Source organism: Arthrobacter rhombi (assembly GCF_039526245.1).
In the GTDB taxonomy this organism is placed as follows: Bacteria; Actinomycetota; Actinomycetes; order Actinomycetales; family Micrococcaceae; genus Arthrobacter_H; species Arthrobacter_H rhombi.
Window position 1 is genome coordinate 102,070 of the sequence record NZ_BAAAIV010000019.1, and the last position, 24,045, is coordinate 126,114.

Annotated in this window: 21 protein-coding genes and 1 pseudogene; 5 read left to right on the plus strand and 17 right to left on the minus strand. The window is 64.5% G+C overall.

Annotated elements, in window-relative coordinates:
• Positions 1–43 precede the first annotated feature (43 nt).
• Positions 44–1,624, minus strand: a complete 1,581-nt coding sequence (locus tag ABD088_RS14695) for an AbgT family transporter (protein WP_343902712.1) — start codon at positions 1,622–1,624, stop codon at positions 44–46.
• A 270-nt stretch (positions 1,625–1,894) separates the two neighbouring features.
• On the opposite strand from ABD088_RS14695, the gene ABD088_RS14700 reads away from it, so the two are divergent.
• Positions 1,895–2,557: a GntR family transcriptional regulator gene (locus ABD088_RS14700; RefSeq protein WP_343902713.1), complete on the plus strand. Its 663-nt coding sequence runs from the start codon at positions 1,895–1,897 to the stop codon at positions 2,555–2,557.
• 28 nt (positions 2,558–2,585) lie between these two features.
• Here ABD088_RS14700 and ABD088_RS14705 read toward each other — a convergent pair whose 3' ends face one another.
• Genes ABD088_RS14705 through ABD088_RS14745 form a run of 9 tightly spaced genes read right to left on the minus strand, consistent with a single transcriptional unit; the run spans position 2,586 to position 11,642 of the window.
• A complete protein-coding gene (locus ABD088_RS14705; RefSeq protein ID WP_343902714.1) occupies positions 2,586–3,299 on the minus strand; it encodes an SDR family NAD(P)-dependent oxidoreductase in 714 nt (237 codons plus the stop codon).
• Positions 3,299–4,540: a sialidase family protein gene (locus ABD088_RS14710; protein WP_343902715.1), complete on the minus strand. Its 1,242-nt coding sequence runs from the start codon at positions 4,538–4,540 to the stop codon at positions 3,299–3,301. The genes ABD088_RS14705 and ABD088_RS14710 overlap by 1 nt, the downstream gene beginning before the upstream one ends.
• Before the next feature lie 58 nt (positions 4,541–4,598).
• Positions 4,599–5,387 (minus strand): HpcH/HpaI aldolase family protein, encoded by a 789-nt coding sequence (locus ABD088_RS14715; protein ID WP_343902716.1) that lies wholly within the window; start codon positions 5,385–5,387, stop codon positions 4,599–4,601.
• Between the two features lie 43 nt (positions 5,388–5,430).
• On the minus strand, positions 5,431–6,423 hold the full coding sequence (locus ABD088_RS14720) for an aldo/keto reductase (RefSeq protein ID WP_343902717.1): 993 nt from the start codon (positions 6,421–6,423) through the stop codon (positions 5,431–5,433).
• Between the two features lie 49 nt (positions 6,424–6,472).
• The gene (locus ABD088_RS14725; protein ID WP_343902718.1) at positions 6,473–7,303 is read right to left on the minus strand and encodes an ATP-binding cassette domain-containing protein; all 831 of its coding nucleotides are present in this window, start codon (positions 7,301–7,303) and stop codon (positions 6,473–6,475) included.
• Positions 7,296–8,198 (minus strand): ABC transporter ATP-binding protein, encoded by a 903-nt coding sequence (locus tag ABD088_RS14730; protein WP_343902719.1) that lies wholly within the window; start codon positions 8,196–8,198, stop codon positions 7,296–7,298. The genes ABD088_RS14725 and ABD088_RS14730 overlap by 8 nt, the downstream gene beginning before the upstream one ends.
• The gene (locus tag ABD088_RS14735) at positions 8,195–9,130 is read right to left on the minus strand and encodes an ABC transporter permease (RefSeq protein ID WP_343902720.1); all 936 of its coding nucleotides are present in this window, start codon (positions 9,128–9,130) and stop codon (positions 8,195–8,197) included. Before ABD088_RS14735 ends, ABD088_RS14730 begins: the two co-directional genes overlap by 4 nt.
• Positions 9,127–10,062, minus strand: coding sequence for an ABC transporter permease (locus ABD088_RS14740; protein WP_343902721.1), 936 nt, complete (start codon positions 10,060–10,062; stop codon positions 9,127–9,129). Before ABD088_RS14740 ends, ABD088_RS14735 begins: the two co-directional genes overlap by 4 nt.
• 2 nt (positions 10,063–10,064) lie before the next feature.
• On the minus strand, positions 10,065–11,642 hold the full coding sequence (locus ABD088_RS14745) for an ABC transporter substrate-binding protein (protein ID WP_343902722.1): 1,578 nt from the start codon (positions 11,640–11,642) through the stop codon (positions 10,065–10,067).
• A gap of 213 nt (positions 11,643–11,855) precedes the next feature.
• Between ABD088_RS14745 and pdxA the strand changes: the two genes are divergently transcribed.
• The 3 genes from pdxA (at position 11,856) to ABD088_RS14760 (ending at position 15,651) form a co-directional block, all read left to right on the plus strand.
• Positions 11,856–14,084, plus strand: coding sequence for a 4-hydroxythreonine-4-phosphate dehydrogenase PdxA (gene pdxA / locus ABD088_RS14750; protein ID WP_343902723.1), 2,229 nt, complete (start codon positions 11,856–11,858; stop codon positions 14,082–14,084).
• 29 nt (positions 14,085–14,113) lie between these two features.
• Entirely contained in the window at positions 14,114–14,914 is an 801-nt protein-coding gene (locus ABD088_RS14755; protein ID WP_343902724.1) for a DeoR/GlpR family DNA-binding transcription regulator, read from the plus strand.
• Positions 14,915–15,195: 281 nt separating this feature from the next.
• Entirely contained in the window at positions 15,196–15,651 is a 456-nt protein-coding gene (locus ABD088_RS14760) for a phage major capsid protein (protein WP_343902807.1), read from the plus strand.
• A 181-nt stretch (positions 15,652–15,832) separates the two neighbouring features.
• Here the strand turns inward: ABD088_RS14760 and ABD088_RS14765 are convergent, their stop codons facing one another.
• From ABD088_RS14765 to ABD088_RS14780, 5 genes and pseudogenes are all read right to left on the minus strand, one after another.
• Complete coding sequence (locus ABD088_RS14765; protein WP_343902725.1) at positions 15,833–17,338, minus strand: hypothetical protein; 1,506 nt, start codon at positions 17,336–17,338, stop codon at positions 15,833–15,835.
• Between the two features lie 64 nt (positions 17,339–17,402).
• Positions 17,403–17,600, minus strand: coding sequence for a 3-hydroxyacyl-CoA dehydrogenase NAD-binding domain-containing protein (locus tag ABD088_RS14770; protein ID WP_343902726.1), 198 nt, complete (start codon positions 17,598–17,600; stop codon positions 17,403–17,405).
• Between the two features lie 9 nt (positions 17,601–17,609).
• Positions 17,610–18,755 (minus strand): annotated as a pseudogene (locus ABD088_RS14775) (acyl-CoA dehydrogenase family protein).
• Between the two features lie 154 nt (positions 18,756–18,909).
• Positions 18,910–19,596, minus strand: coding sequence for a Helicase associated domain protein (locus tag ABD088_RS17285; protein WP_372710974.1), 687 nt, complete (start codon positions 19,594–19,596; stop codon positions 18,910–18,912).
• 360 nt (positions 19,597–19,956) lie between these two features.
• Positions 19,957–21,042 (minus strand): hypothetical protein, encoded by a 1,086-nt coding sequence (locus ABD088_RS14780; protein WP_343902727.1) that lies wholly within the window; start codon positions 21,040–21,042, stop codon positions 19,957–19,959.
• 453 nt (positions 21,043–21,495) lie between these two features.
• Between ABD088_RS14780 and ABD088_RS14785 the strand changes: the two genes are divergently transcribed.
• The gene (locus tag ABD088_RS14785) at positions 21,496–21,768 is read left to right on the plus strand and encodes a hypothetical protein (protein WP_343902728.1); all 273 of its coding nucleotides are present in this window, start codon (positions 21,496–21,498) and stop codon (positions 21,766–21,768) included.
• A 243-nt stretch (positions 21,769–22,011) separates the two neighbouring features.
• Here the strand turns inward: ABD088_RS14785 and ABD088_RS14790 are convergent, their stop codons facing one another.
• Entirely contained in the window at positions 22,012–22,377 is a 366-nt protein-coding gene (locus ABD088_RS14790; RefSeq protein ID WP_343902729.1) for an RNA-binding protein, read from the minus strand.
• Between the two features lie 468 nt (positions 22,378–22,845).
• Complete coding sequence (locus ABD088_RS14795) at positions 22,846–23,925, minus strand: DUF3320 domain-containing protein (RefSeq protein WP_343902730.1); 1,080 nt, start codon at positions 23,923–23,925, stop codon at positions 22,846–22,848.
• Positions 23,926–24,045: the final 120 nt, after the last annotated feature.

Consider the following 24,045-nt stretch of genomic DNA (forward strand, 5'->3'; position numbering starts at 1 on the left):
TGCGCGCCACGGACAACGCGGCGTGAATCAGGGGGCAGGAGGGTTAGCGGACGGGAACGCCGGGACCGAGGGGGATGCCGAGCGCGTACCAGAGCACGAAGAACGCGGTCCAGACCACGAGGACCCCGACGGCAAGTGGAAGCGTGAACGACAGCATGGTGCCGATGCCGGCGCCTTTGCGGAATTGCTGCACGTATCCGAGGGCTAGCACGAAGTAGCCGTTGAGGGGCGTGATGCAGTTGGTCACGGAGTCCCCGATCATGAACGCAACCATCGAGGCCTCCGGCTTGAGGCCGACATACATGACCATCGGGATCACGACCGGCGCCAGGATGGCCCACATCGCCGAACCGCTGGTGATGAGGATATTCAGGAAGGTGATGGCCAGCACGATGACGAGCAGGATCACCAGGTGCGGTGCATCGAGTGACTTCAGCGCTTGGGCGCCATTGACGCTGATGACGGAGCCGATATTTGTCCACTTGAAGTAGGCCAGGAACTGGGCGACGACGAAGAAGAGGACAAGTACGGGGGCGAGGGTGCGGATGCCTTCTGCCATGGCCGGAGGAACATCTCCGAGCGTCGGAATGGATCCGGTGATCCGTCCGTAGACGATGCCGAGCAGGGCGAAGATGACGCAGATGAAGATGGCGATGTTCTTCACGACGACGGACTGGACAATGCTGCCGCCTTCGCCCAGGAAGGGTGAGCCCGGCAGGAGCATCACCGCGATGACCGCCACGCAGAGCACGAAGACCACGGCCGTGATCTTGAGCGCCCGGGCTTCGATGGCCGTGAGCTTCACCGCTGCGGTGTCCGGAGTATCCACGATGTTGAAGACCTTGTCGGCCTTCAGCAGGTCCGCATCGAGCGTGCTCGCCCCGAATTCCGGCCGACGGGCAAGGAACTTGTCGACGATCAGGGCGATGGTCGCGGCCAGCACCACGGACGAGGCGGCCGTGAAGAAGTAGGTGGCCACGGGGGTGATGACGTAGTCCTTGTCGACGATGCCCGCGGCAGCAGTCGACAGGGACGAGCGGATGGCATCTTGTGGTGTCACCAATGGGCTGGCATTGAAACCGACAGCAGTTGCTGCATAGGCGACCATGAGACCCAGGACAGGGCTGCGGCCGACGGTGCGGAAGGCCAAGGCCCCGAGCGGAATCATGACCAAGTAGGCCGAATCGCTCATGATGTGGGCGATCATCGAGCTGAAGGCGATCGCGAAGGTCAGCATCGGTGCTGGAAGCCGCCCGATGGTGCCCCTGAGGAGGGCGGTCAGCAGGCCGCTGCGCTCGGCGACTGCGACGCCCAGGAGCACGACGACGATCATCACCAAAGGTGGGAACGTGGCGTAGTTGGTCAGGGCCGACTCGATGGCGAATTTCACCCCTTCCAGCGAGAAGAGGCTGTTAACGGAAACGACCTCGCCATTGGTCGGAAGGGTGACCGTTATGCCAAGGCCGGCGAGAGCCGCACTTGCGACGCCCAGTAGCAGGCACAGGATGACGAAGAGCCAGAAAGGGTGTGGGAGTTTATTGCCGGCACGTTCGATCGCGCTCAGTGCTCGGTACAGGCGGTTGGTGGGGGTGCCGGTCGTTGTATCGACGGGAGCTTGTGTCATCTCTCGAGGCCTTGTCTGATCCAGTGGGATCACGTGGAAGTGGGCAAACGGGGCGGTATGGCTGAACGCTATGCGTTCGAGGCCTGAACAGTGGCTGCTAGCCGAATGTTATGGGCTGGAAGACGGCTTGAAGGGTGATTCATCCGTCTGTCATTCGTGTTATATATCACGGAACGTTAGACTGGTCACATAAGCATGTCAAGCTAGTGCGGATAGGATTCTTTTAGATCAGTGGCCGTCGAAGCCGTGTCCGCTCCGAAAGTTGAGTGAATGAACAAGCCAGTATCCATGGCGGATCGTGCATACGAGATGCTCAAGCGCGACATTCTCCGCTGTCGTTTCCGACCGGGGTCCGCCATCGTGGATACGTATCTGGCAGCAGAGTACGGAATGAGCCGCACGCCGATCCGGGAAGCCGTCAACTTGCTGCGTCGCGAAGGACTCGTCGTCGTGATTCCCCGGCGGGGGACGCTGGTGAAGCCCATCGACTTCGGGGAGCTCCAGGACACCTACCGCATGCGCGAGTTGCTGGAACCCGAGGCTGCGGTTCTTGCTTCCCGGCGTGCGAGCACCGAGGAGTTGGAGGAGCTCGCCGAGCTCAGCAATGCCAGCATCCGCCCCGACGCCGACGGGGCAACTCGCAATGAGTTGAACCGCCTGCTGCACGTCCGCATTGCCGAGCTGGCGCGCATTCCCGTCCTTGCGCAGACGGTGAACGCCCTCCACGAGGAGATCGAGCGTTTCCTTAATTTCAGGGGCACACAAGGGCAGCCCTACACTGCGAAGAACCACGGAAAGCTCGCCGACGTCATTCGCACCGGGTCTGAGGAGGAAATCCGCGAGACAGTGTCCGCGGGCATCGAGCGTGCCCGCACGCACATGCTTGAAGGGCTCCTGGCGAACCAGAACGTGAGGGAAGGACAAAACTCCTAGGACCGAGGAGGGATCCCGAACGAAGGCCCTACAACGATGCGCCACCGCAGATCGTCAGCGTCTGGCCGGTGATCGAGGAGCCGTGTTGGCCGAGCAGGAAGGCCACGAGTGCTGCGACATCGGCGGGATCCACGAGCTTGCCCAGCGCCGGCACCTTTGGCGGCACGCCGGCCCGTCCGGGATCGGTGAGCATGGGAGTGTCGGTGGGCCCCGGGGCCACGACATTGCAGGTGATCGCCCGCGGCGCCAGCTCGATGGCCCAACTGCGGCTCAGCCCGGCCAACGCCGACTTGGTGGCCGCGTAGTGGCTCTTGCCGGCGACACCGCTCATGGTCCGGCTGCCGACGAGGACCACGCGCCCGCCGTCGGTGATGCGGGTGCTGAGGGTGTCCACCAACGCCGAGGCCGCCTCCACGTGCACGGCAAACATCCCGCGCAGTGCCGCCGGATCCAGCGACCCGAGCGGCGCCGTCGTCATGAATCCCGCGGCATGGACCACCGCGTCGACTGTATCCAGATGACTCAGCAGGCCAGGCAGGGCCTCCGGTGCGGAGAGGTCGGCGCGTAGCCATTCGAAGGTGCCCTCGTCTGCATCTCCCGTCTGTGGGTTTGCATGCGGAGCGAAGCCGGGCTCGCGGCGGCTGAGCCCGGTGACCTTCCACCCGCCGGCCAGCAGGGTGGCGGTGATGGCGTGCCCTATGCCGGAGCTGCACCCGGTGACGACGGCGTGCGGTGCCGCCATCAGTCGGTGCCCCCGGCGTAGACCCACTCGGGGGAGACCCGGACGTATTTGATGGCCTGGCGGAAGTACGTGTACGCCAGCTGCAGCTGCCCGTCGGCGGTCTGGTGGATCGAGGGATAGGAGAACTCCCGGTTGAGGCCGTCGCGGGAATTGTTGGACAGGCAGTAGCCGTCGCCGACCTCGAGGTCGCGGCGGATGGGCCACGTGTGCCCGCCATCCTCCGAGATCGCGACGGTCAACGGCGCACGGGGAGTGCCCCAGAAGGCCTTCGGACCGTCGTCGGGCGCGCCGGCCGCGGGGGCCGGCGGTTCGGAGAGGGTCTCCTGGGTGTCCGCCAGACCGTCGTCGTCGATCTCGTCGTACAGCGAGGCCCGGCGTTCGGTGTTGGCCTGCGCCTGGCTGTGGTTGTAGATCAGCGCCAGCCGGCCGTCGGCCAGCGGGGTGAACTGGATGGAGGAGTTGTTGTTCGGCAGTTCGGTGGGTACCGGTTCGTTCCAGGTGGCCCCGTCGTCGGTGGAGCGCGAGGAGTAGATCCAGTCGGCCCAGCGGCTGCGGTAGAGCGCCAGCAGGGTGCCATCGGCGAGCGGGTGGATGTTCATGTGGACGCAGCCCAGCGATCCGGGGACGATCTGCCGGGTCCAGGTGGCGCCGCCGTCCGGGGAGACCATGACGGCGCTGTCGTCCTGGTTGCCGACCCATTTCTGACCTGGAATGGTGACGCAGCGGAAGATCGGCACCAGCAGCCGGGATCCGACGACGACCGGGGGCTGGCGGACGAAGACCCCGCCCTCCTCGGTGGCCGGAAACAAGGTTTGTGGCTCGCCCCAGGAGGCACCGCCGTCGTGCGAGATGCGGCGGCGGACCTCGGAGGTGTCCTGGTTCCCGGCATGCTGGGCGGTGTAGAGCAGCCAGGTCTCGTCGCCGTGGACGAAGAGGATGGGATTCTGCTCGGAGCGGGTGCCGTCCGAGCTCAGCCGGACCGGCTCCGACCAGGTGGTGTCCCAGCCGGTGGCGGTGCGGCCCAGGGTGGAGAACCAGACGCTGATGTCCGGGACGCCCTCCTGGGTGCCGCCGAACCAGACGCAGCCGAGCCGGCCGTCGGGCAGGGTGGCGAGGTTGGCTGCGTGTGATTGCACGGTGGGTGCCGGCAGGTAGGCGAAGGCGAGGCCGTCGGTGGTGGTGCCGGGCGCATCGTGCACGCGGCCGTCGGGGGTGATGGCGTCGTAGGCGGTGGTGGTCATGCTCTCTCCCGGAGTGGTCGTGGAATCCGCCCGATGGCCAGGGTGCGGGCTCGGTGGGTCAGGCGATGGAGTCGGCGGTGACCCGGGCGGCCTCCAGATGGGCCTGCGCGGTGATCTCCAGGTGGGTGAGGTCGGAGGCGACGGTGGCGAACGTGTAGCCGGACGCCAGGCGCTGCGCGGCCAGTTCACCGGTGGCGTTGTGGATGCCGGCGGCCACACCTGCGGCCTCGGCGGCTGCCGCGACGCGGACCAGGGCGGTATCGAAGACCTCGGCGACGTCGGGGTCGCCCGGGAACCTGGCGCCGACGGCCAGGGCCAGGTCGGACGGGCCGACGTAGACGCCGTCGAGTCCGGGGGTGGCGGCGATGGCCTCCACGTTCTCCAGCCCGTCAGGGGTCTCGATCATCGCGAAGACCAGGGTGGTGGCGTCGGCCTCGGCGGGGACGGGGCCCACCCGCAGTGCAGAGCGCATGGGCCCGTAGGATCGGTCGCCGTGCGGCGGGTACTTTGCCGCCCGGACCGCTGCGGCGGCGTCCTCCGCGGTGTTGACCAGCGGGACGATGATGCCCACCGCGCCGGCGTCGAGCGCCTTGCCGATGGCGGTGGGGTTGTTGGCCTCCACGCGGACCATGCCGGCGGCGGTCTGCCCGGCGTCGATGGCCATCAGCCCGTGGAGCATGCCGGAGTATCCGATCAGCCCGTGCTGGGCGTCCAGGGCGACGTAGTCGTAGCCGGCGCGGGCGATGCGTTCGGTGGAGACGGGGGAGTCCAGCACGATCCAGTAGCCCACGGCGCGTTCACGGGCTCGGATCTTGCGGGCAAATTCGGTGGCGACGGGAGAGGTCATGGTTCCTGCTTTCGGTTCGTGGGGAGTGATGGGTCCAGGAGGATCAGCGGTTGTAGGCGGGCATGGGGCCGCGCAGCGAGACGCCGACGGCCTCGCAGGCGGCGATGAGGTCCTCCGGCAGCGGACCGGCGGCGATGGCCGCGATGTTGGATTCGAGTTGGGCGGGCTTGGAGCCACCGAGCAGCAGCGAATCGACGCCGGGGTGGTGCGCGAGCCAGCGGAGCGAGAGCTCGATCAGGGTCAGTCCCGCGTCGGTGGCGAGGGAGGACAGCGCGTCGATCGCCTCGAAGAGCGTGGCGTCCCAGTAGCGCTGCGTATACATCGCGGCCAGCCGGGAGTCCCCGAACCGGCCCTCGGCGGGGCGCTCGCCGAAGCTGTGCCGGCCGGTGAGCAGGCCTCCGCCGAGTGGGTTGTAGACCATGGTGCGCACGCCGTGGGCGGCGGCGAAGGGCAGGTATTCGTCCTCGATCCGCCGGGCCACCAGGTTGTAGAGCTGCTGGGCGACCACGGGGGTGGGGGCGCCGACGGACGCGGCGACGCGCTGGACGTCGGCGATCTGCCAAGCCGCGTAGTTGGAGACGCCCAGGGCCAGGATCTTCCCCTCCGTGGCGAGCTCGGCCACGGCGGTCAGCGTCTCCTCCAGCGGGGTGGAATAGTCAGGCTGGTGCAGGTAGAACAGGTCCAGCCGGTCGGTGCCCAACCGGGCCAGTGATGCCTCCACACTGCGGCGCAGCGCTGCGGGGGAGAGCAGTGCGTCGTCCCCGGCGTCGGCGTGCGGCATACCGGCCTTGGAGGCCAGGAAGACCTCGTCCCGGCGGCCGGAGAGCAGGCGGGCGAGCATCGTCTCGGTCTCGCCGCCCACGTACGCGTTGGCGGTGTCGAGGTGGCGGATGCCGGCGTCGAGCGCCGTGTCGAGCATGCGGGCCGCGGTGGCCTCGTCGACGGTGTCGCCGAACGTCATGGTGCCCAGCACCAGTCCGCTGTAGGGGTCGGTGCTGGCGGTCGAGGCGGCGGGTGAAGTCTGCGGGGTGGTCATCGTGCTCCTGGGGCGGATCGGGAACGGTCGGTCGGGCAGGGGGCGGGGCTCAGGCCGGGGTCTTCAGTGCCAGCGAGGACACCAGATGGCGGGGTTTGACCCCCTCCATCGCGGCCGGATCCAGTGCGGCCCGGCGCAGGCGCCGGGTGTAGTCCTCGCGTGGGGTGGCCAGGACGTCGGCGGTGGTGCCGGCCTCCACGATCCGACCCTGGCGCATCACCACGATCTCATCACTGATCTCCTTCACCACTCCCAGGTTGTGGGAGATGAAGACGTAGGTGATGCCGGTGTCGGCCTGGATCTCGTGCAGCAGCTCCAGGACCTGGGCCTGCACGGAGACGTCGAGGGCGCTGGTCGCCTCGTCGCAGACCAGCAGGTCGGGCTTCGAGGCCAGGGCGCGGGCAATGCCGATGCGCTGGCGCTGTCCGCCGGAGAACTCGTTGGCCCGGCGTTCCAGCGAGGACTCGGGCAGCCCGACGCGGTCGAACAGCCGGCGGGCCTCGGCGCCGCGCTCGGCGGCGGAGCGGACGCCCTGGATCTTGAGCGGTTCGGTGACGATGTCCTCGGCGCTCAGATGCGGGTCCAGGGAACCGTAGGGGTCCTGGAAGACCATCTGGAAGCGCTTGCGCAGCGGCCGCAGCTTCGCATCGTTCAGCGGGACCAGGTCGGTTCCGTCGAGCACGATCCGCCCGGCGGTCGGCTGCAGCAGCCGCATGACCGCCTTGGCAATGGTCGATTTCCCGCAACCGGATTCGCCGACCACGGCCAGGGTGCTGCCGCGCCCGACGCTGAAGGAGACGTCGTCCACGGCCCGGAAGGGCCCGGCCTTGGTCGCATAGTCGACGGTGAGGTTTTCGACGGTGAGGAACGGCTCAGTCACGGTGTGCCTCCTGCGGCAAGTGGTCGACGGCGGGGTCCAGTGCGGTGGGCCCGGCACCTTCGGCGGGGCTTTCGTCCCAGGGCCCGAGTTGCGGGATGGCACCGAGCAGCTTGCGGGTGTAGTCCTCGCGGGGTGAATCCACGATGGTGGCGGCAGGCCCGGATTCGACGAATTGCCCGTTCTTCATCACGTGGATCGTATCGGAGACCAGGCGGGCGACGCCGATGTCGTGGGTGATCATCAGGATGCCGGTGCCGCGCTGTTCCTGGATCTCCATCAGCAGGTCCAGGATCCCGGCCTGCACGGTGACGTCCAGGGCAGAGGTCGGCTCGTCCGCGACCAGCAGTTCCGGTTCGCTGGCCAGCGCCATGGCGATCAGCACGCGTTGGAGCATGCCGCCGGAGAGCTGGTGCGGGTACTTCTTCAGCTGGGACGGCGGGTCGGGGATGTGGACGGAGGCCAGCAGTTCGGCGGCCCGTTCGGCGGTCTGGGCCCGGCCGGTGGTGTGTCCTGAGATCCGGATGGCCTCCACCAGCTGGCTGCCGATGGACAGCACCGGGCTGAGCGCTGTCATGGGGTCCTGGGGGATGAGGGCGACTTTTCGTCCGCGCACCTTGTTGATGGCCTTGCGGTTCCCCAGCACGTCCAGGCCGGTCACGCGCACGGTGCCGGAGAGTACCGCGAGGTCCTTCGGCAGCAGCTGCAGGATGCCCATCGCGGTGGTGGACTTGCCGGACCCGGATTCGCCGATGATGGTCACGGTCTCGCCGCGGCCCACCCGGAAGGTCGCCCCGTCCACGGCCCGGACAATGCCGTTATCGGTCATCAGCTCGACGACCAGGTCCTCGACCTCGAGCAGCGGGGGTGCCGCGGCCGCTTCTTGCTGTGCGTTCATCGGGTCGCTCCTTTCGTGCGTTTGGCGCGGGGTTTGCGGTCACGCAGGCCGTCGCCGAGCAGGTTAACGCCGATGACCAGCAGGGCGATCATCAGGCCGGGCAGGGTCACCATCCACCAGGAGGTGGTGACGTAGTCCTGGCCGTCGGAGATGATCCGGCCCCAGGTGGCGAACGGTCGCTGCGGGCCGGCGCCGAGGAAGCTAAGTGCGCTCTCGAGCAGCACTGCCTGGGCCAGCAGCAGCAGGACCACCAGGGAGGCCTGCTTGAACACGTTCGGGATGACGTGGCGGATCAGGATCTGGATCTTGTGCAGGCCCAGGATGCGGGCCGCGGACACGTACGGCTTCTCGCGTTCAACCAGCACCAGTGAGCGGGTCAGGCGGGCGACTTCGGGCCATTGGGCGATGGCGATGACGAACGTGATGACGGGGATGGACGGGCCGAAGAGCGCGACGACCAACAGCAGCATCATCAGCAGGGGCAGTGACATCTGCGCCTCGAGGACGCGGGAGATGATGATGTCCACCCATTTGCCGTAGAAGCCGGCGGCCGCACCGAGGATGATGCCGATGGCACCGGAGACGACGACGGCGAGGACGCCGATGGTCAGGGAGACCTGTCCGCCGTGCAGGACCCGGGAGAGCAGGTCGCGGCCGAGCTGGTCGGTGCCGAAGAGGTGCCCGGCCACTAGCGGTGCGAGTCGGCGCTGGGAGAGGTCCTGCGCGTTCGGGTCGGCCAGTGGCAGGACCTGTGCCAGCACGATGGGCAGGAAGACCACCAGCGTGCAGATGGATCCGATCCAGAGCTTGATCCGGGTGGAGCGGGACCGCCGGGTGGCGGCCGAGGTGGCCAGGTCCCGGGCGGTGATGCCGCTGGGGCGCGCCCCGGTCGGGGCCGTGGTCCCGGCGGGGGGAGTGGTGGTGGTGCTCATGCTGTGGCCGCCTTTCCGAGTCGAACGCGGGGATCGAGGAGCGGGTAGGCCAGGTCGATCAGCAGCTGGACGCCGACGGCGAGCAGCGCGGTGATCAGGACGGCGGCCTGGATGAGGGGGTAGTCGCGGGTCTCGAGGGCCCGGACGATCAGCGAACCGACGCCGGGCCAGGCGAAGACGACCTCGACGACGACGACGCCGTTGAGCATCGCGGCGAAGCGGGTCCCCAGGGCGGTGAACACCGGGATCGCCGCGTTGCCCATGGCGTAGCGCCAGGTCAGCAGGCCCTCGCTGACCCCACGGGAGCGGGCCACCGTCAGGTAGGGGGCGGCGAAGTTCGTCGTCATCTCCCGGCGGACCATGCGCGAGACCAGGGCGACCTGCAGGATGGCGATGGTGATCGCCGGCAGGGCCAGACCGCTCCAGGTGGCGAACCCGGAGGAGGGGAAGATCGGCAGCAGCACGGAGAAGCCGGTGAGCAGCATGATGCCGGTCCAGAAGTCCGGCATGGACTGGCCGGTGATGGTCAGCATGTTCACGCCGAGCTCGCGGCCGGTATCGGTGCGCCGGGCCATCCACACGCCGAGCGGGATCGCGATGACCGCCGCCAGCACGATCGCCGCCGTGGCGAGCGTCAGCGTGTAGGGAAGCCGCTCGAGCACCACCTGGGCGGCGGGCGCCTGGAAGGAGTAGGACTCACCGAGGTTGCCGGTGAAGAGCTGCTGGAGGAAGACCCAGTATTGGGCCAGCAGCGGACGGTCCAGGCCGAACTGTTCGCGGACCGCTGCGAGTTGTTCGTTGGTCGCCAGCGGGCCGGCATACGCGGCCGCCGGATCGCCGGGGGCCATGCGGATCAGCAGGAACACCGTGGAGACCGTCAGGAACACGGTCAGCAGTCCTTGGCCAATGCGTTTGGGAAGGTAGGTCAGCATGGTCAGGCCCCCAACGTGACGGCGGAGAGAGGATAGGAGTTGGCCGAGGAGAGAGCCAGGTGGTCCACGCGTTCGCGCCGGGCCAGCACCGATTTGGGGACGAACGCCCACGCGCACGGCCAGGTATCCCAGACGGCCTTTTGGGCTTGGGCCAGCAGCTGGTTGCGCCTGGTCTCGTCCACCTCGGACGCCGCGCGGGCGATCTTCGCGGCCACCGCCTCGTTGACGTAGCCCTGATAGGTGTCGCGGGTCTTTTCCTTGGCAGGGGTCCCCGCGTACATGCCCTGGAGCATGGTGATGGCCAGGCCCGTGGGGCTGGAGAAACCGTTCCCAAGCAGGTCCCAGTCGCCGGTTTTCCCCTGGCGCCATTGCAGGATGTTTCCGCCGGGTTCGAATTGCTGCAGCTGGGTGCGTACCCCGATGTCCGCGTACATGTCGGACAGGGCCTCCATGATGGAGGTGTCCGCCGGGAACTCACCGGTCTCCCAGATGATCTTCAGTGTCAGCTTGTCGACCCCGAGCGACGTGAGCCGCTTTTTGGCCTCGGCGGGGTCGTAGACGTAGTCACCGGTCTTGGAGTAGCCGAACAGCGAGGACGGGGTCACGCCTTCGGCCTGGGTCACCGAGTCCATGAGGACGTCGCGGACCAGTGACTTGCCGTCGATCGCCATCGAGAGGGCCCGGCGCACCTTCGGGTCGGAGAGCGGGTGGGATTTCGGCTTGCGGAAGTTGTAGAAGATCTGGTTCAGCCGCAGGCTGGACGCCCGGTCGATCGCCACACCCGGCAACCCGGCGAGTTGCTCGCCGGAGTCGGGGGAGATGGAGTCGATGACGTCGACCTCGCCCGAGCGCAGGGAGATGACCCGGCTGGATTCCTCCGGCAGGAACCGGACGTTGACCCGCTCGATCGCCGGGCGTTCGCCCCAGTACTTCTCGTTGCGGACCAGGGAGTAGGTGCCGGCGCCGCGGTTGAAGCTCTCCACGGTGTAGGGCCCGGTGCCGACGCCCGTCTGCAGCTCCGCCGCCTTGTTGTCCTTGGCGGGGGTGATGAGGATCAACGCCATGAGCGCATCCATGATCGGCACGGGGCGTTCGGTGTCGAGGTAGAAGGTGCGTTCGTCCTTCGCGACCACTGTCGGGAATTCGGGGAAGAAGCTGGCGACGAAGGATCCCTGGACCTTTTCGTACATCTTCAGCGCGGTGGCGACGTCCTCGATGTGTACCGGGGTGCCGTCCGAATACTGGATGCCCTTGCGCAGGGTCACGGTCCACCGGGTCGGGGCGGTGAGTTCGAAGCGTTCGGCCAGCACGGGCACCGGCTTGATGTCCGGCCCGATCTCGGTCAGGCCCTGCCGGACCGCGCGCTGGACGGTGACTGCTGCATCGAATTGGTTGAGCTTGTTGTCCAGGCTGACCAGCGAACGGTTCAGTGCCAGGGTGAGGGTCGCCGGCCCCGGCAACCCGGTGGGGCCCGCGCAGGCGGTGGTGGAGCCCACGCCCAGCAGCAGTCCGCCTGCCGCGCCCCAACGCAGCAATTGACGGCGGGACACGGTGTGTCCGGTGAGTGGAACGGTCATCATCGACCTCTCGGTTCGTGAAGGGAAGTCCAGCGGGTGATGCGGGCAGTTGCGGCCGATGAAGCCGAGCGGCAACTGCCCAGAAGATGTTGTGCCCGTCACTCTGCCATATCTGCGCGTTGTGCGCAATACATGTAGCGTGATTCGCGCATTCCGTGTCATGATGGCTACCAGAAGCACATACAGACCACATGATGAGGGGAGGAGGAAACGTATATGCACCACGTTCTGGTCATCGCCGATGACTTCACCGGCGCCACCGAGGTCGCCGCACAATGGCACGATGCCGGTGCGCTCACTGTGATCCGGTTGAACGACGCGGACCCCGCCGCGGCGGCAGAAAGCGCGGCGGACGTCCTCGTCGTCGACACCCATTCGCGCCAGCTCCCTGCGCACGAGGCGCACCGGGCCGTGACCGCCCTGCTGCCCCCCGGCATTGCCGCGGGCACGGTGCTGTTCAAGAAGATCGACTCGCTCTGGCGCGGAAACATTGCCGCCGAACTCGAAGCCCTCCACTCCGCCGGCTACCGGTTGGTCGTCGCCGACGCGCTGCCCGAACACGGGCGGACGGTCGCCCAGGGGATCCCGCTGGTAGGCGGGCAGCCGCTCGCCGGCTCTGGGCTGTGGCACGTGGAGAACCGCCGCGCACCGGCCACCGTCCAGGAGGCGATCGGAGGGCTTTCCAGTGTGGGAATGGGCGTGGACCAGGTCCGGGGCGGGAACCTTCGCCGGGACCTGGCCGAGGCGCTGCAGGAAACCGATGCCGTCATCGTGGACTGCGAAACCATAGCCGACCTGGATGCCGTCGCCGGGGCCTTGACCGAAATCGCGGACGGAGGGAACCCCCGTCCGGTGGCCTTGGTGGGCACGGGCGCATTGGCCCGCTCGCTCGCGCAGGCCATGCTGTCGGCTACGAAGGCATTGCCGGCGATACTCCAGGCGGACTCCTCGGAACCACAACGGGCCATCCTTGCCGTCGTCGGCTCGGCCAGCACCACCGCCGCCGAACAAATCAGCCACCTGCGTGCAGCGGGCATTCCCGTGTTCCCGGCCGCAGAGGCGGACGCCGCAGCGCCCATCCTGGGCTCTGGTTCCACGGCGGCCCTCGTGGCGGACGCCACCACGCTCCACGACCCGGCTGACGCCCATGCCGAGATGCAGGCAGCCGTGGCCACCGCGTTGGCAGCTTCGCCCGACGCCGACCTGGTCCTCACCGGCGGCGAAACCGCCCGCGCCGTCCTGGAACGCCTGGGCATCAACGAACTCGCACCCCTGCAGCAAATCCAACACGGTGTCGTCATCTCCCGCGCCGACGACGGCCGAATGGTCGCCGCGAAGCCAGGCACGTTCGGCACCTCCACCGTCCTCACAGAAGCCATCCAAACGCTCCGCGCCCTGCGCGGGGCCCCCACCTCTCCGGGAGATCCCATGGAAGCAACCACCACCGATCCGCGACCCTTCATCGCCGTCACCATGGGCGACGGCGCCGGCGTTGGCCCGGAAGTTACCGTCGGCGCCCTGCTGGACGAGCGTGCCTACCGCGAATGCCGCCCCGTCGTCATTGGCGACACACACCGCCTCCGCCTCGGTGCCGCGGCCCTCGGTGTCACCGCCGACATCGTGGAAATCGAGAAGGTCTCCGAGGCGGTCTTCCTCCCCGGCACCATCAACGTCATCGACCCGCACTTGCTCTCGGAAGACCTGCCCTGGGGCCGCGAATCCCCAGAAGCAGGCAACGCTGCTTACCACTACATCCGCATCGCCTGCGAGCTCGGCATGGCAGGTGATGTCCAGGGCATCTGCACCGCACCGCTGAACAAGGCGGCCCTGCACAGTGCCGGGCACATCTACCCCGGACACACGGAGCTGCTCGCGCATTTCATGGGTGTCGAGGAGGTGTCCATGATGCTCTCCACCCCCAAGGTGAAGGTCATCCACGTGACCACCCACGTCGGTCTCATCGACGCCATCGCCCGCATCGAACCCGGCCTCGTGGAGCGCACCGTCCGGCGCGGGCACGAGGCCCTCGTCCGCTCCGGCGTTGCGAACCCCAAGATCGGGGTGTGCGCCATCAACCCGCATGCCGGGGAAAACGGCCTCTTCGGCTACGGCGAGGAAGAGGAAAAGATCATCCCGGCGCTGGAGGTGCTGACGGCGGACGGGATCAACGCCATCGGCCCGCTGCCTGCGGACACCGCCTTCTTCCTGGCCGGCCGGGGGGACTATGACCTCATCGTCGCCATGTACCACGACCAGGGGCACGGCCCCGTGAAGGTCCTCGGCATCGAAGCCGGCGTGAACATCACCGTCGGGCTTCCGGTCATCCGCACCTCGGTGGACCACGGCACCGCATTCGACATTGCCGGGACCGGGGTCGTGGAGGTGGGTAGCATGATCGAAGCACTTCACCAGGCCACCAACCTTTCGCCGAGCCCGGTCCACTGATGGCCGGCCGGCGCGGAACAGGAGCGACCATGTCCATCGGCGCACGCCAGCGCAGGGAAGACATCGTGCTCCTGGCCCACACCAGCGGCCTGACCAGCGTCGAGGAACTTTCGGCACGCTTCGACGTCACCGCCTCCACGATCCGACGCGACCTCGCCCGGCTGACGAGCGAGGGCAAGATCGCCAGGACCTACGGTGGCGCCATGGCGCTGACCGGCAACGGTGGGGAATCCACGTTCCGCCAGCGCAACCAGGAGGCCGCCGCCGCCAAGCGTGCCATGGCCCGTCTGGCCAGGACCCTGATCCACGACGGCGAATCCATCCTCCTCGACGCCGGCTCCTCGGTCGCAGCGCTGGCCACCGAGCTGCAACACGACATCTCCCTCACGGTCGCCACCACGTCCCTCGCTGTGCTCGAGGAACTGGCAGACGTCGACGCCATTCACGTCGAATGCCTGGGCGGAACCCTGCGCCATCCCAGCCAGGGGTTCGTCGGACCGTTGGCCGAGGCGGCGTTGGAGCGCATGACGTTCGACCGGGTGTTCCTTGGAGCCGACGGTGTGGCCGTGGATTCGATCTGCGAGGCCGACCTGCAACAGACACGGCTCAAGGAAATGATGTGCCGGCAGGCCCGCGAGGTCGTGGTGCTGGCCGACGCCTCCAAGCTCGGTGCTGCCCCGTTCCACGCGTGGGCGAAACTGCCGGAAGGGTGGACGCTCGTCACCGATGATTCGGCGACCGAGGAACAGCTGGAGCCGTTTTACCTGGCTGGCGTCGAGGTGGCCGTGGCGACGGTTACGCCGCTGGTGCAGGCGACACCCGAGGCGTAGCTAACCGATAGTAGGCGATCTCCATACCATTGGTTGGGTGCTTAACCGATGGTATGGAGCGGCGAAAGTAACCTCTTCAGACTGCGATGTCCCGATTGTCCCGTAAGAGAACGGAGCGGACCGGCCCGTCGTCGGTGAGCTACCTCCAGCAGACAGGCTGCACGAACGCCGCGGCAACCGTGGCCCGCAACGCCGAGAAGCCTGAGTCGGAGCTGGCATTCACGCGGCAGGCCAGATCCTTCGCAACGGTCGCCTACGTGCCAACCGTGCCGAAGCAGTAGCTGCAGGACGGCGGTCAGAAGTTCGGGCAGATCCTCCAAGGCGAGATGCTCTACGAGCTCGCGCTCGGGCTCGATGACCTACTGCTGAACGGCAGCATCGACGAGGACGGTGAGGAACTGGTCGGCCTGCTGGCGACGTCCGGGGTGCACCAGACCGCGTTTAGGAAGGACGCGGTGCGGACACTCCGACGTGGTATCCGCACTCGTGAGGCCGCTGGAATCGGTGCGTCCCACGTCGCGTTCACGGCCACCGATTGGGAAGATATCGGCACGCTGACTTATGAGGACGGCAAGTATGTCCTTCCCGATCACCCGGTGGGCAACGGTCAGGGCCGGCGGCTCTGGAACACTCCGCTAGCGCTGACTGAGTCCCTGAAGGACGGTATAGTCTTAGTTGGAGACTTCTCCTCCGCCTCGGTCGGGCTCGTCGCGCGTGGCTCAATCACGGCGCAGTGAAACCCGAATTCGACGGACACCATCAACGAAACGACGCTCCGTGTCGAGGGACGGTTCTGCCCTGTAGTCCTGGGTCCGTCGGCGTTTGCTGTAGCCCATCTGGCTGCTTCGGGACCTTATCGGTTACCCTGCCTTGAGCACTGATGCAGGGGAAACGATAAGCCGTCGGGTGATCTCCCTATTACCTGTCTTCGCCTTCCTGGTCATCCGGCACTCGTTCTACGACGATTTTGGCGTTCCCACCGCTGAGCATTTTGTATACGCGAAGTTCTTCGAGCAAGGGCCATTCGAGCCACGACATCTCCGATAGGAAGTCTGTACCCCGGATCCGTTCTAGCAATTTTAAAGTTTCGTCGAGATCGCCGAGGAGAGCCATCTTTGCCAACTGAAATTGCGGGCTCAAGTCATTGGTTTTCCATTGCATCACTTCGTTGTGGCATCTCTCGAATTTACCAAGCCGTTTCAGTGCCAGCCAGCCGTTCGTGCGCCACATGTGCCCCGCGGCTGGATCTTCGAATTTCCGAGGGTTGAGATCGCCAGTAAGGTCGCGAATAGGCTCGTAGCGGCCGTCGCGCAGCAATTCATACATAACTTTGGATGCACGGTTCTCAAGATAGATTTTCGCATCGGGATTCGTTACTTCAAGATGAGCGCTGACTAGGGCCAAACTGGTAGCGGCTACAAGGATTTTGTCCGCCGCCATGAGGAGATACGGCAGGTCTACACTCAACTGATCTCCGACTTGCGCGTTAGCAAACTGCTTAGGGACTCGCAACAAGTACTGATTCGAAACCTGGCCACCGTTGTGCACGATCACGTGACGCCGCTGTATCACTTCTAGTAGCTGTTCCGACCCGGTGCTCGCGGAGCTCCTCACACCAAATTGCTCGAATGCGTGGACCCAGTCCACATAAGAACCTCGCAACAGGCCCTCAACGTTCTTATCGAAAATGCTGGCTTTGAAATCTTCCAGTGAAGAGTGCTGGTTGATGTCGTTCCAAGAGAACTGCTGACCACCTTCGACCTTCTCCGGATGGCGTTCGAGCAGGAGACGATAGAGGTTCGCGATGAAAACTTCGAGATCGCTAACCAGAGATGTGAGCAAAGAAGCGAAGAGCCGGTTGGTGGGCGGTTCGCTTGGTTGCCGTAGTTCTTCCAGAACCCGCAAGACATATGCTGGTGATGCTTTCGAGTTCAGGCGCTCCATCGATTCATTCAGTACTTCCGAAATCTTCTTGCTGATATCTTCACCCGCGGGAGTGGAGGTGTCACTGCTGCTTTGGCTCTCAACGTCTCTCTCGCCGTCGGCGTCGAGTTCGACTTCCTCGGGCTCTCCCTCGGCCTCGTTTGAAGACAATTTCTCAGCCGCGATTTCGTCTGTCGCTGCATCCTCTGTATCGGCTGTGGCACTGTCATCTGTCCACGCAGCACGATCCGTAAGTTCGCTGAGCTTTTGCCAGACGTCTTCGAAAACGCTGTCATCGACGGCGGGGAAGGAGCGTTTGATGACTGATCTCGCGTGTTCTTTTCGTCCGGAAAAAGAAACGCTGTTTGCATCCACGTATTGCGCTAGACGTAGGACTTCCTGCTGCTGCTCTAGGTGGACTTCAATAACGCCCAGCACGGCAATGACAAATTCTTCGTCCGTCGATACGGCGGTTTCCTCAGCGCTCGTTCCATTTCCCACCTGTAAGCCCCCTGTGATTCGATCCTTGCTTTCAAGGGAGTCTAGCCCCCGACTTCCTGTGCCCTCACCCTCTCGCACTAGGCAGCCACTTCAGATAAAGTTCGCTTTTTCGGCTGGCGCCGGACAAGGCCTCCCTGGTCTTGCCCAATGCCGTGGTGCTGACGTCCTGGATGGTGATGTCGTAGCCGGCCAGTGCGCCGACGAGTCCGATCTGGGAGCCCATGGCGCCGGAGCCGATGACCAAAAGGTTCTCGATGTCCATGCTGGCGACCTACCGGAACGCGGGGGTGCCGGTGATGTGGTTGCCGAGGATCAGGGTGTGGACCTCGTCGGTGCCCTCATAGGTGCGCACGGATTCCAGGTTGTTCGCGTGGCGCAGGGGTGAGTAGTCCAGGGTGATGCCGTTGCCGCCGAGGATGGCGCGGGTGTCGCGGTAGATCTGGATGGCTTCGCGGCAGTTGTTGAGCTTGCCCACCGAGATCTGGACGGGCTCCAGGGTGCCGGCGTCCTTGAGGCGTCCGGTGTGGATGGCCAGCAGGGTGCCCTTCTGTATCTCCAGGAGCATGTCCACCAGTTTCTGCTGGGTGATCTGGTACGCCGCCAGCGGCTTGTCGAATTGCATCCGCTCCTTCGAGTACGCCAGTGCGGCCTCGAAGGAGTCGCGGGCGGCTCCCATGGCGCCCCAGATGATCCTGTAGCGGGCCTCGTTCAGGCAGGAGAACCGTCTGCGCGGCCCCTTGGCGCCGGGCAGGATCGCGGTGGCGGGCAGGCGGACATCTTCAAGGGCGATGTCACACTGGATGGAGGCGCGCATCGACAGCTTGGGCTCGATCGGCGTGGCGGTGAACCCCTCGGTGTCGGTGGGGACCAGGAAGCTGCGCACGCCCTGATCGGTCATGGCCCAGACGACGGCGATCTGCGCAATGGACGCCAGTCCGATCCAGCGCTTGTCCCCGGTGAGGACCCAGGACCCGTCGGCCTATTCGGTGGCGGTGGTGGCCATCGAGGACGGGTCGGAGCCGGCGGTGGGCTCGGTCAGGCCGAAGCAGCCAATGATGTCGCCAGCCGCCATTCCGGGCAGGTAGTTGTTCTTCTGCTCCTCGGACCCCCACTTGTGGATGGCGGACATGGCCGGCGAGCCCTGGACGGAGACGAACGTGCGCAGTCCGGACTCCCCGGCCTCGAGTTCCATGGCGACGATGCCGTATTCGACGGCGGTGCGGCCGGGGCAGCCGTAGCCCTCCAGGTGCATGCCGAGCAGGCCGAGCTCGCCCATTTCACGGGCGATCTCGACCGGGAAATGCGCGTCCTCGTACCAGGCGGCGATGTTCGGGCGGATCCGTGCATCGACGAATGCACGGACCTTGTCGCGCAGTTCGAGCTCGGGCGCACTCAGCAGTCCGTCGAGGTTCAGCACGTCGGAGCGGTCGTCGGCGGCTGGACGGGGATCTGTGGTGGTCGCGCTGCATGGCGATGCTATGGTGCTGAAACTGCATCGGTTGCACCATTCGCCGCATATTCACGCCGCAGGCGTCGAGAGGTGGTAGTCGAATTCCCGAATCCGTCGCCAGCTATCCAGGAGAATATGGAGCCCGGGAACCGGAGCGCTTCTTGCTGAACTTCGATAGCAAACCGTCAAGAGCATTGGCCCGAGCCATAGGCAGAACGCCACGACGTCCTCGGGATCGTTGCCGGCTCAACCAGGAACCCAGGCTGCGCTCGTGGTCGGTTGTCCCGTCCCGGTATGCCGGGAGCCGCCCATGTTTTTCGATGAACACCCTGCAGGCCGCGAGTCGTTCATCCCAGTGTTTGGCGTTGAGTTGGTCGCGTCCGAGAATGGTCCACCGGGGTATGGACTCCAGCTGGCGCTCCTGACGGGCCGTCAGGTCGCCAGCAGCGGATTGGCTGCGTTGAGCACGGGCCCAGTGGTACAGGAACACCTCCAGCGCTCCGGAGGTCGTGGTCGTGTCCGCAGACCGCCGAGGAAATCTTCCTCGTGTCTCGACGAAGACGGAGAGGGACAGTCGATTGCCTTCCCATCCCTGCATAGCGTCTTCGTTCCGGAAGACCGGCAGGGATGGCTCCCGGCACCGGGACAGCCGGGTGTCGAACAGAGTCGGGTCGCGTTTGAGCTGTTCCCGGATGAATGACTCCGCGGTCCATGGCAGTGTGTGGCAGATCCGTGCGATGTCTGTGGGCTCGAGTCCGCGCCGGTACAAGAGCATCCACTCGGCTCTGGAAGCATGATCACGCGCCATACCAGCAACCTATCCCATCCCCAAGGCCGCTCGGGAATCGTCTCTTCTGCGTGTGGAGGGCCGGGGTCCGTGTTGCCGGCAGTTCTGCCATATACCCCGTCATGAAAGACGCGGCATGAGTGGACGGTACGTAGAGGCGAGGGCTCTGGGATGCCTGGTCTTCTCCTGGGCTGACATATCAGGGAATTATCGGCGTTGGACGTAGCGGAGACCGAAACGTCTTAGTGAGGGGAGCCCGGCCCCCTGGACCGGCTAACCCGTTCACAGGACTGCGATCACCAGACATACCTGCCGCCAGCCACTCCTATCTGGCACCGCGGGGACGGCCGCTCCGACGGACCGGGTGGTAGTAAACGTCGGCTACAAGGCATTGTCCAGCGAAGCAAGGTAGAAGAGGTCATGTTCCTTCGCTTCCTGAGCTCCGCGGATAGCTTTGACAAATGGGCCTCCGAGGCCGCCAACTGCTGTTGCGGCCGCTGCCGCTGTTGCAGCTGCTGCTTCCAACCCCAGCACAGGACCTTGGAAGTGCAAGAGAGAGGCAGCTCCTTCTAGGCCCGCGAACTTCATGGACGCTGCAGCCTCCCAAAGGGTATTTTTTGCGATGGCCTTGCGGCCCGATTTTGCCTGGATTTCGCGAACTGCCGGTTGTATTTCTTCCAGCCACATGTCGTGCAGCTCATTCTGGAGTTCAGGAGTAAAGGGAGACGAGTCGAGTTTCTTTGCATACTCGCGTATCCCGCGTCGATACCTTGATAGCTCCCGATCCAAGTCGCTTCGCACTTCAAGGATTTTTCCTACTTCGGCCTGATGGAAAGCTGGCAGCTGAGCGATCATCGACGTTCCAGCGCTTGCTTTTATCGAGCGCGCCTCAGTCATAGGGGTAACCTCAACGACTCCTTCGCGGATCATTGCGCGAACGACCTTGCTGACCTGTTCATCCAGCAAGAGTGAGCGTCCATCCGTGAGGAGCTCGCGCAGCATCGCACCATAGGATTCACCGAAATCATCATCGCCGAACACCTGCGAAACACCGTGATTGACATGGAGCAATCCAGACTCAAGAGCCTCATCGATTTCCAGTAGGTCGGAGCTCGATGCCTGTCGTTCCAGCCCAGAAGTGTCAGACGAAGCCATGGCGGCCCTCAGGTGATCCAACATCGCCTCGTATTGCAAGCGGGTCTGTGGGGGCAAATTCCGCTTTTGCACGCGATTGAGACCCTGGTAATCGGCTATCCGTTGCATCAGCATTTGTAGCTGAGCCGGGTCTCCGCCGCCGAGTTGTGCCAAAGTGTCACCATCCAAAGTTGTGGCCAACGCAATCAACGCGTCAGGTCCACCCCTGTGGATTTGGCGCATGCCCTCGAGCATGGTCACGCTCGGGCTGATGAGTTCCACCTGGTCTGCATAAAGCAATGCCGAGCGGATGAGCTGGAGGTCGTGCGCCAAATCGACGCCTGTAGCGTGGGACGACGGCGTTGTGGCAATGACGATCCGCAACCCATCCCGGCTCGCTACGGCCTTCAACCGCTTCCGTTTGGCGCCTGATTTTCTTCCCACTGTTCCCCCTCCGATGACTGCGTATCCCCGATCCTACGGAGACAGGCCGCAGGTGCTGATAAAACGCCACACCGCTGATGATCGGAAGGCCGAACCAACGAGCCTGCTCGTCACCTCAATGACAGCCCCAGGGATACTCCCATGGTGCCGGTGCTGAGTGACTTTCCTGTACGCAAGAACTGCAGGACGTGTTCCTTGCGCTAGGGCCATGAACCTGGGTGAGGCGATCCGGGGCTCGCGTGTCAGGACAGTGGAATTCCGGGGTTCCAACTGCCCGAGGACCATATAATCAGCGGGCACACCGTAACCGACGATATATTTGCAGTTGAGCGAAGGAGTCTCATGAACGACGAGGTATTTGCGGTGGTGAAGGACGACTTTGTCGTATCGCTTGTATCCCTGCCCGACGGTCAACCGTGGACGTTCAGGGACAGCGGTGGATGGGACCTCATCACGCCCAAGAACTCGCCTTACGTTCTAGATGATGCTCTCCTTATGCGAGTACCCGAGGACGCCATCGAGGAGCTAATTGACCTCTGGGACGAGTCCGACGGGATCTCTACTGGAACGGGCTACGACTGGTCCGTCCGCGAACTTGAAGAGTACCTGAATTAGGATCTTCCGCCCATCATGGCTTGTTCCGCCTACCGTATATTCGACGTATCCTCTGGTACCTCAGCCGCCGGAGTCTGTCGATGAAGGTGGTGAACGCTTTACGCACGGATTCCCCCGCATTACCCGCTCTCGGCTTCGCGTACCGAGTCGGTGAAATTGAGTAATTCGATGGGATGCCAGCTTGAGCACCGTCGTCCGCGGCTTCAAGCCTTAGCGTCGGTCGGGGTTTTCTCGTGATCGTGTTTAAAGCATTCGACGATCGATCATCCTTCGGCCGACACCCAAGACGGTGCGTTGTAGTTCAATGGCAATTTCTTGGACCTGGACCCCTGCGTCAAAATAGCTTTCCATTTTCGAAATTTCCTCGTCGGTATAGCGTTTGCCGTTCCTGGGCGAGGCCCTGACATCGTCGATCTCGCCGGTGAAATTGAAGAGAGTCCGGATCAAGCAGATGGACACCTGCTTTTGGTCGATGCCCATGATGCCGGCAATCTGGATGATTGACTTGCCGGACCGATACAGTGCCACCGCCTGGCTTGCTTCCTCCGCCGGCCACCGCCGTTCCGCACTCTCATAAGGATCTCGGAGCTTTCCCTTGCCCGGGTTCACTCCTGTGCGGGTCCGTATAATGGCCCCTGCAGTGACGCTGGGGTCCAGCCCGGGCTCTGTCGCTTTGGGAGGCGGAACGGCATTTACTGCACTGGCGGGAGTTGTAGCCACGGGATGCAGAGGCACGGCGCTTGGCTTAAGTCCAGGTGGTTCATCGAGTCCTGGTTCTCGTTTGGGCTTCGGCGACGATGGCGGTGGCTCTGTCACGTTTTCAGCGGCCCGGGTTGAGGCAGGTGGTTTCTGGGCCGCTGTCCGGGACACAGCGCCGGTGTCTAGCCTATCGGTTCCCGGGTGGCTACGGGAAATAACGTGACCTAGGAAAAGTCCCAGGAGAAGGGCGAGCAGGACCAGTATTGCCACCACGGGATCTTGCATAAGGCTGGCGAGATGATTTGAGGAGGAATCCATGAACGGTCCTTCAATCAGTAGGTAGTAGCGATGGATCCAGCTGACCCCCTTGGCGCGCGATTAGAACGAGGCCGGGATTCGACCACTGCTAATGGCGTGGGAGATGCCCAGCCCAAGCTGGGCATCGGATCCTTTGCTTTTCTTCTTCCGTCCGAACTGCTTGAGGACCTTATGACGCAGGTCCGCCTTGGAGAGGCTTGAATCGGCGTTATAGAGCGCAGTCGCGGCGTTGGCGATCTCAATCGGGGAGATGTCTTCGAACCTGCGCTGCACCTCGGTACTGGTGCGGTGGATTAGCCACTTGTTAGTATCGATGCCTTCTGGCCAAACGAAACCGTAGTCGTCTACGAAGACCGCGGCATGAACGATTTGGTTGGTAATGCGGTTGATCCGGGCTGCGGAAAGCCGGGAGAAGCCGAAACCGTATCCAACCAACCTGGCCAGCCGTTCCTTGTGGATTGGTCCTTCGGTCTCTGCGACCTCCTCGATGAGGCTTCGAACCATTTCCTTCACCCTCGTGGGTCGCAGGGAATCAAGATCGGCTTGTTCTCCTATGACTGCGACATTCCATGGTTCCCACGCGGTGGCACCTGACAGCGGGGTTTCCTTTGCCGGTCCGGCAGGGGAACCACTTTCGGCCGGCCCGGCCGAAGCGGATTCTTCCGCCTTGCTGGAATCGGCAGGCTCAGGTCTTTCGTCTGCGGGTTCCACGAGTTCCGAGAGCAGGGAAGTTCGCAGCGCTGCGGCTTCAGCCGCCCGGGCTTCATCGCCTATGTGCACCAGGACGGTGCGCACGGTGTCCACCGCGGTGAGTGAGTCGAAGGTCCCGAAATCCTCGTTGTGGGCCCACCGTCTACGTACGATGCGCAGGACGGACCCGTAGGAGCTCAATGTGCGGCTCTTGTCCCCCGCATCGAAGGGGTATCCGAAATTGCCCAGGCGCTCTGTCAGCATTCGTAGCTGCAAGGCCACGTCTCTGCGTGTATAGGTCCATCCGACCTTGCCACGCATGCTGTCCAACTCGCGCAGCACGGACGGCCACTCGAGGTCCCCGATGAGCGGTCTAATCTTGTCGGTGATGAAGTCGTCCAGGCCCCCGCTGAGAAGGCCCATTGCTTGCTGGACATGGATGTTCGTCATTTTCCCCCCAGAGTCAATACATATCCTTGAATAATATGTTCCGGATGGCCCTTAACCGCGGAACCGGATATCGAGCCAACAAATATGCCGATTGTTGTCCGGCACGCCCAGTCGTGTGTC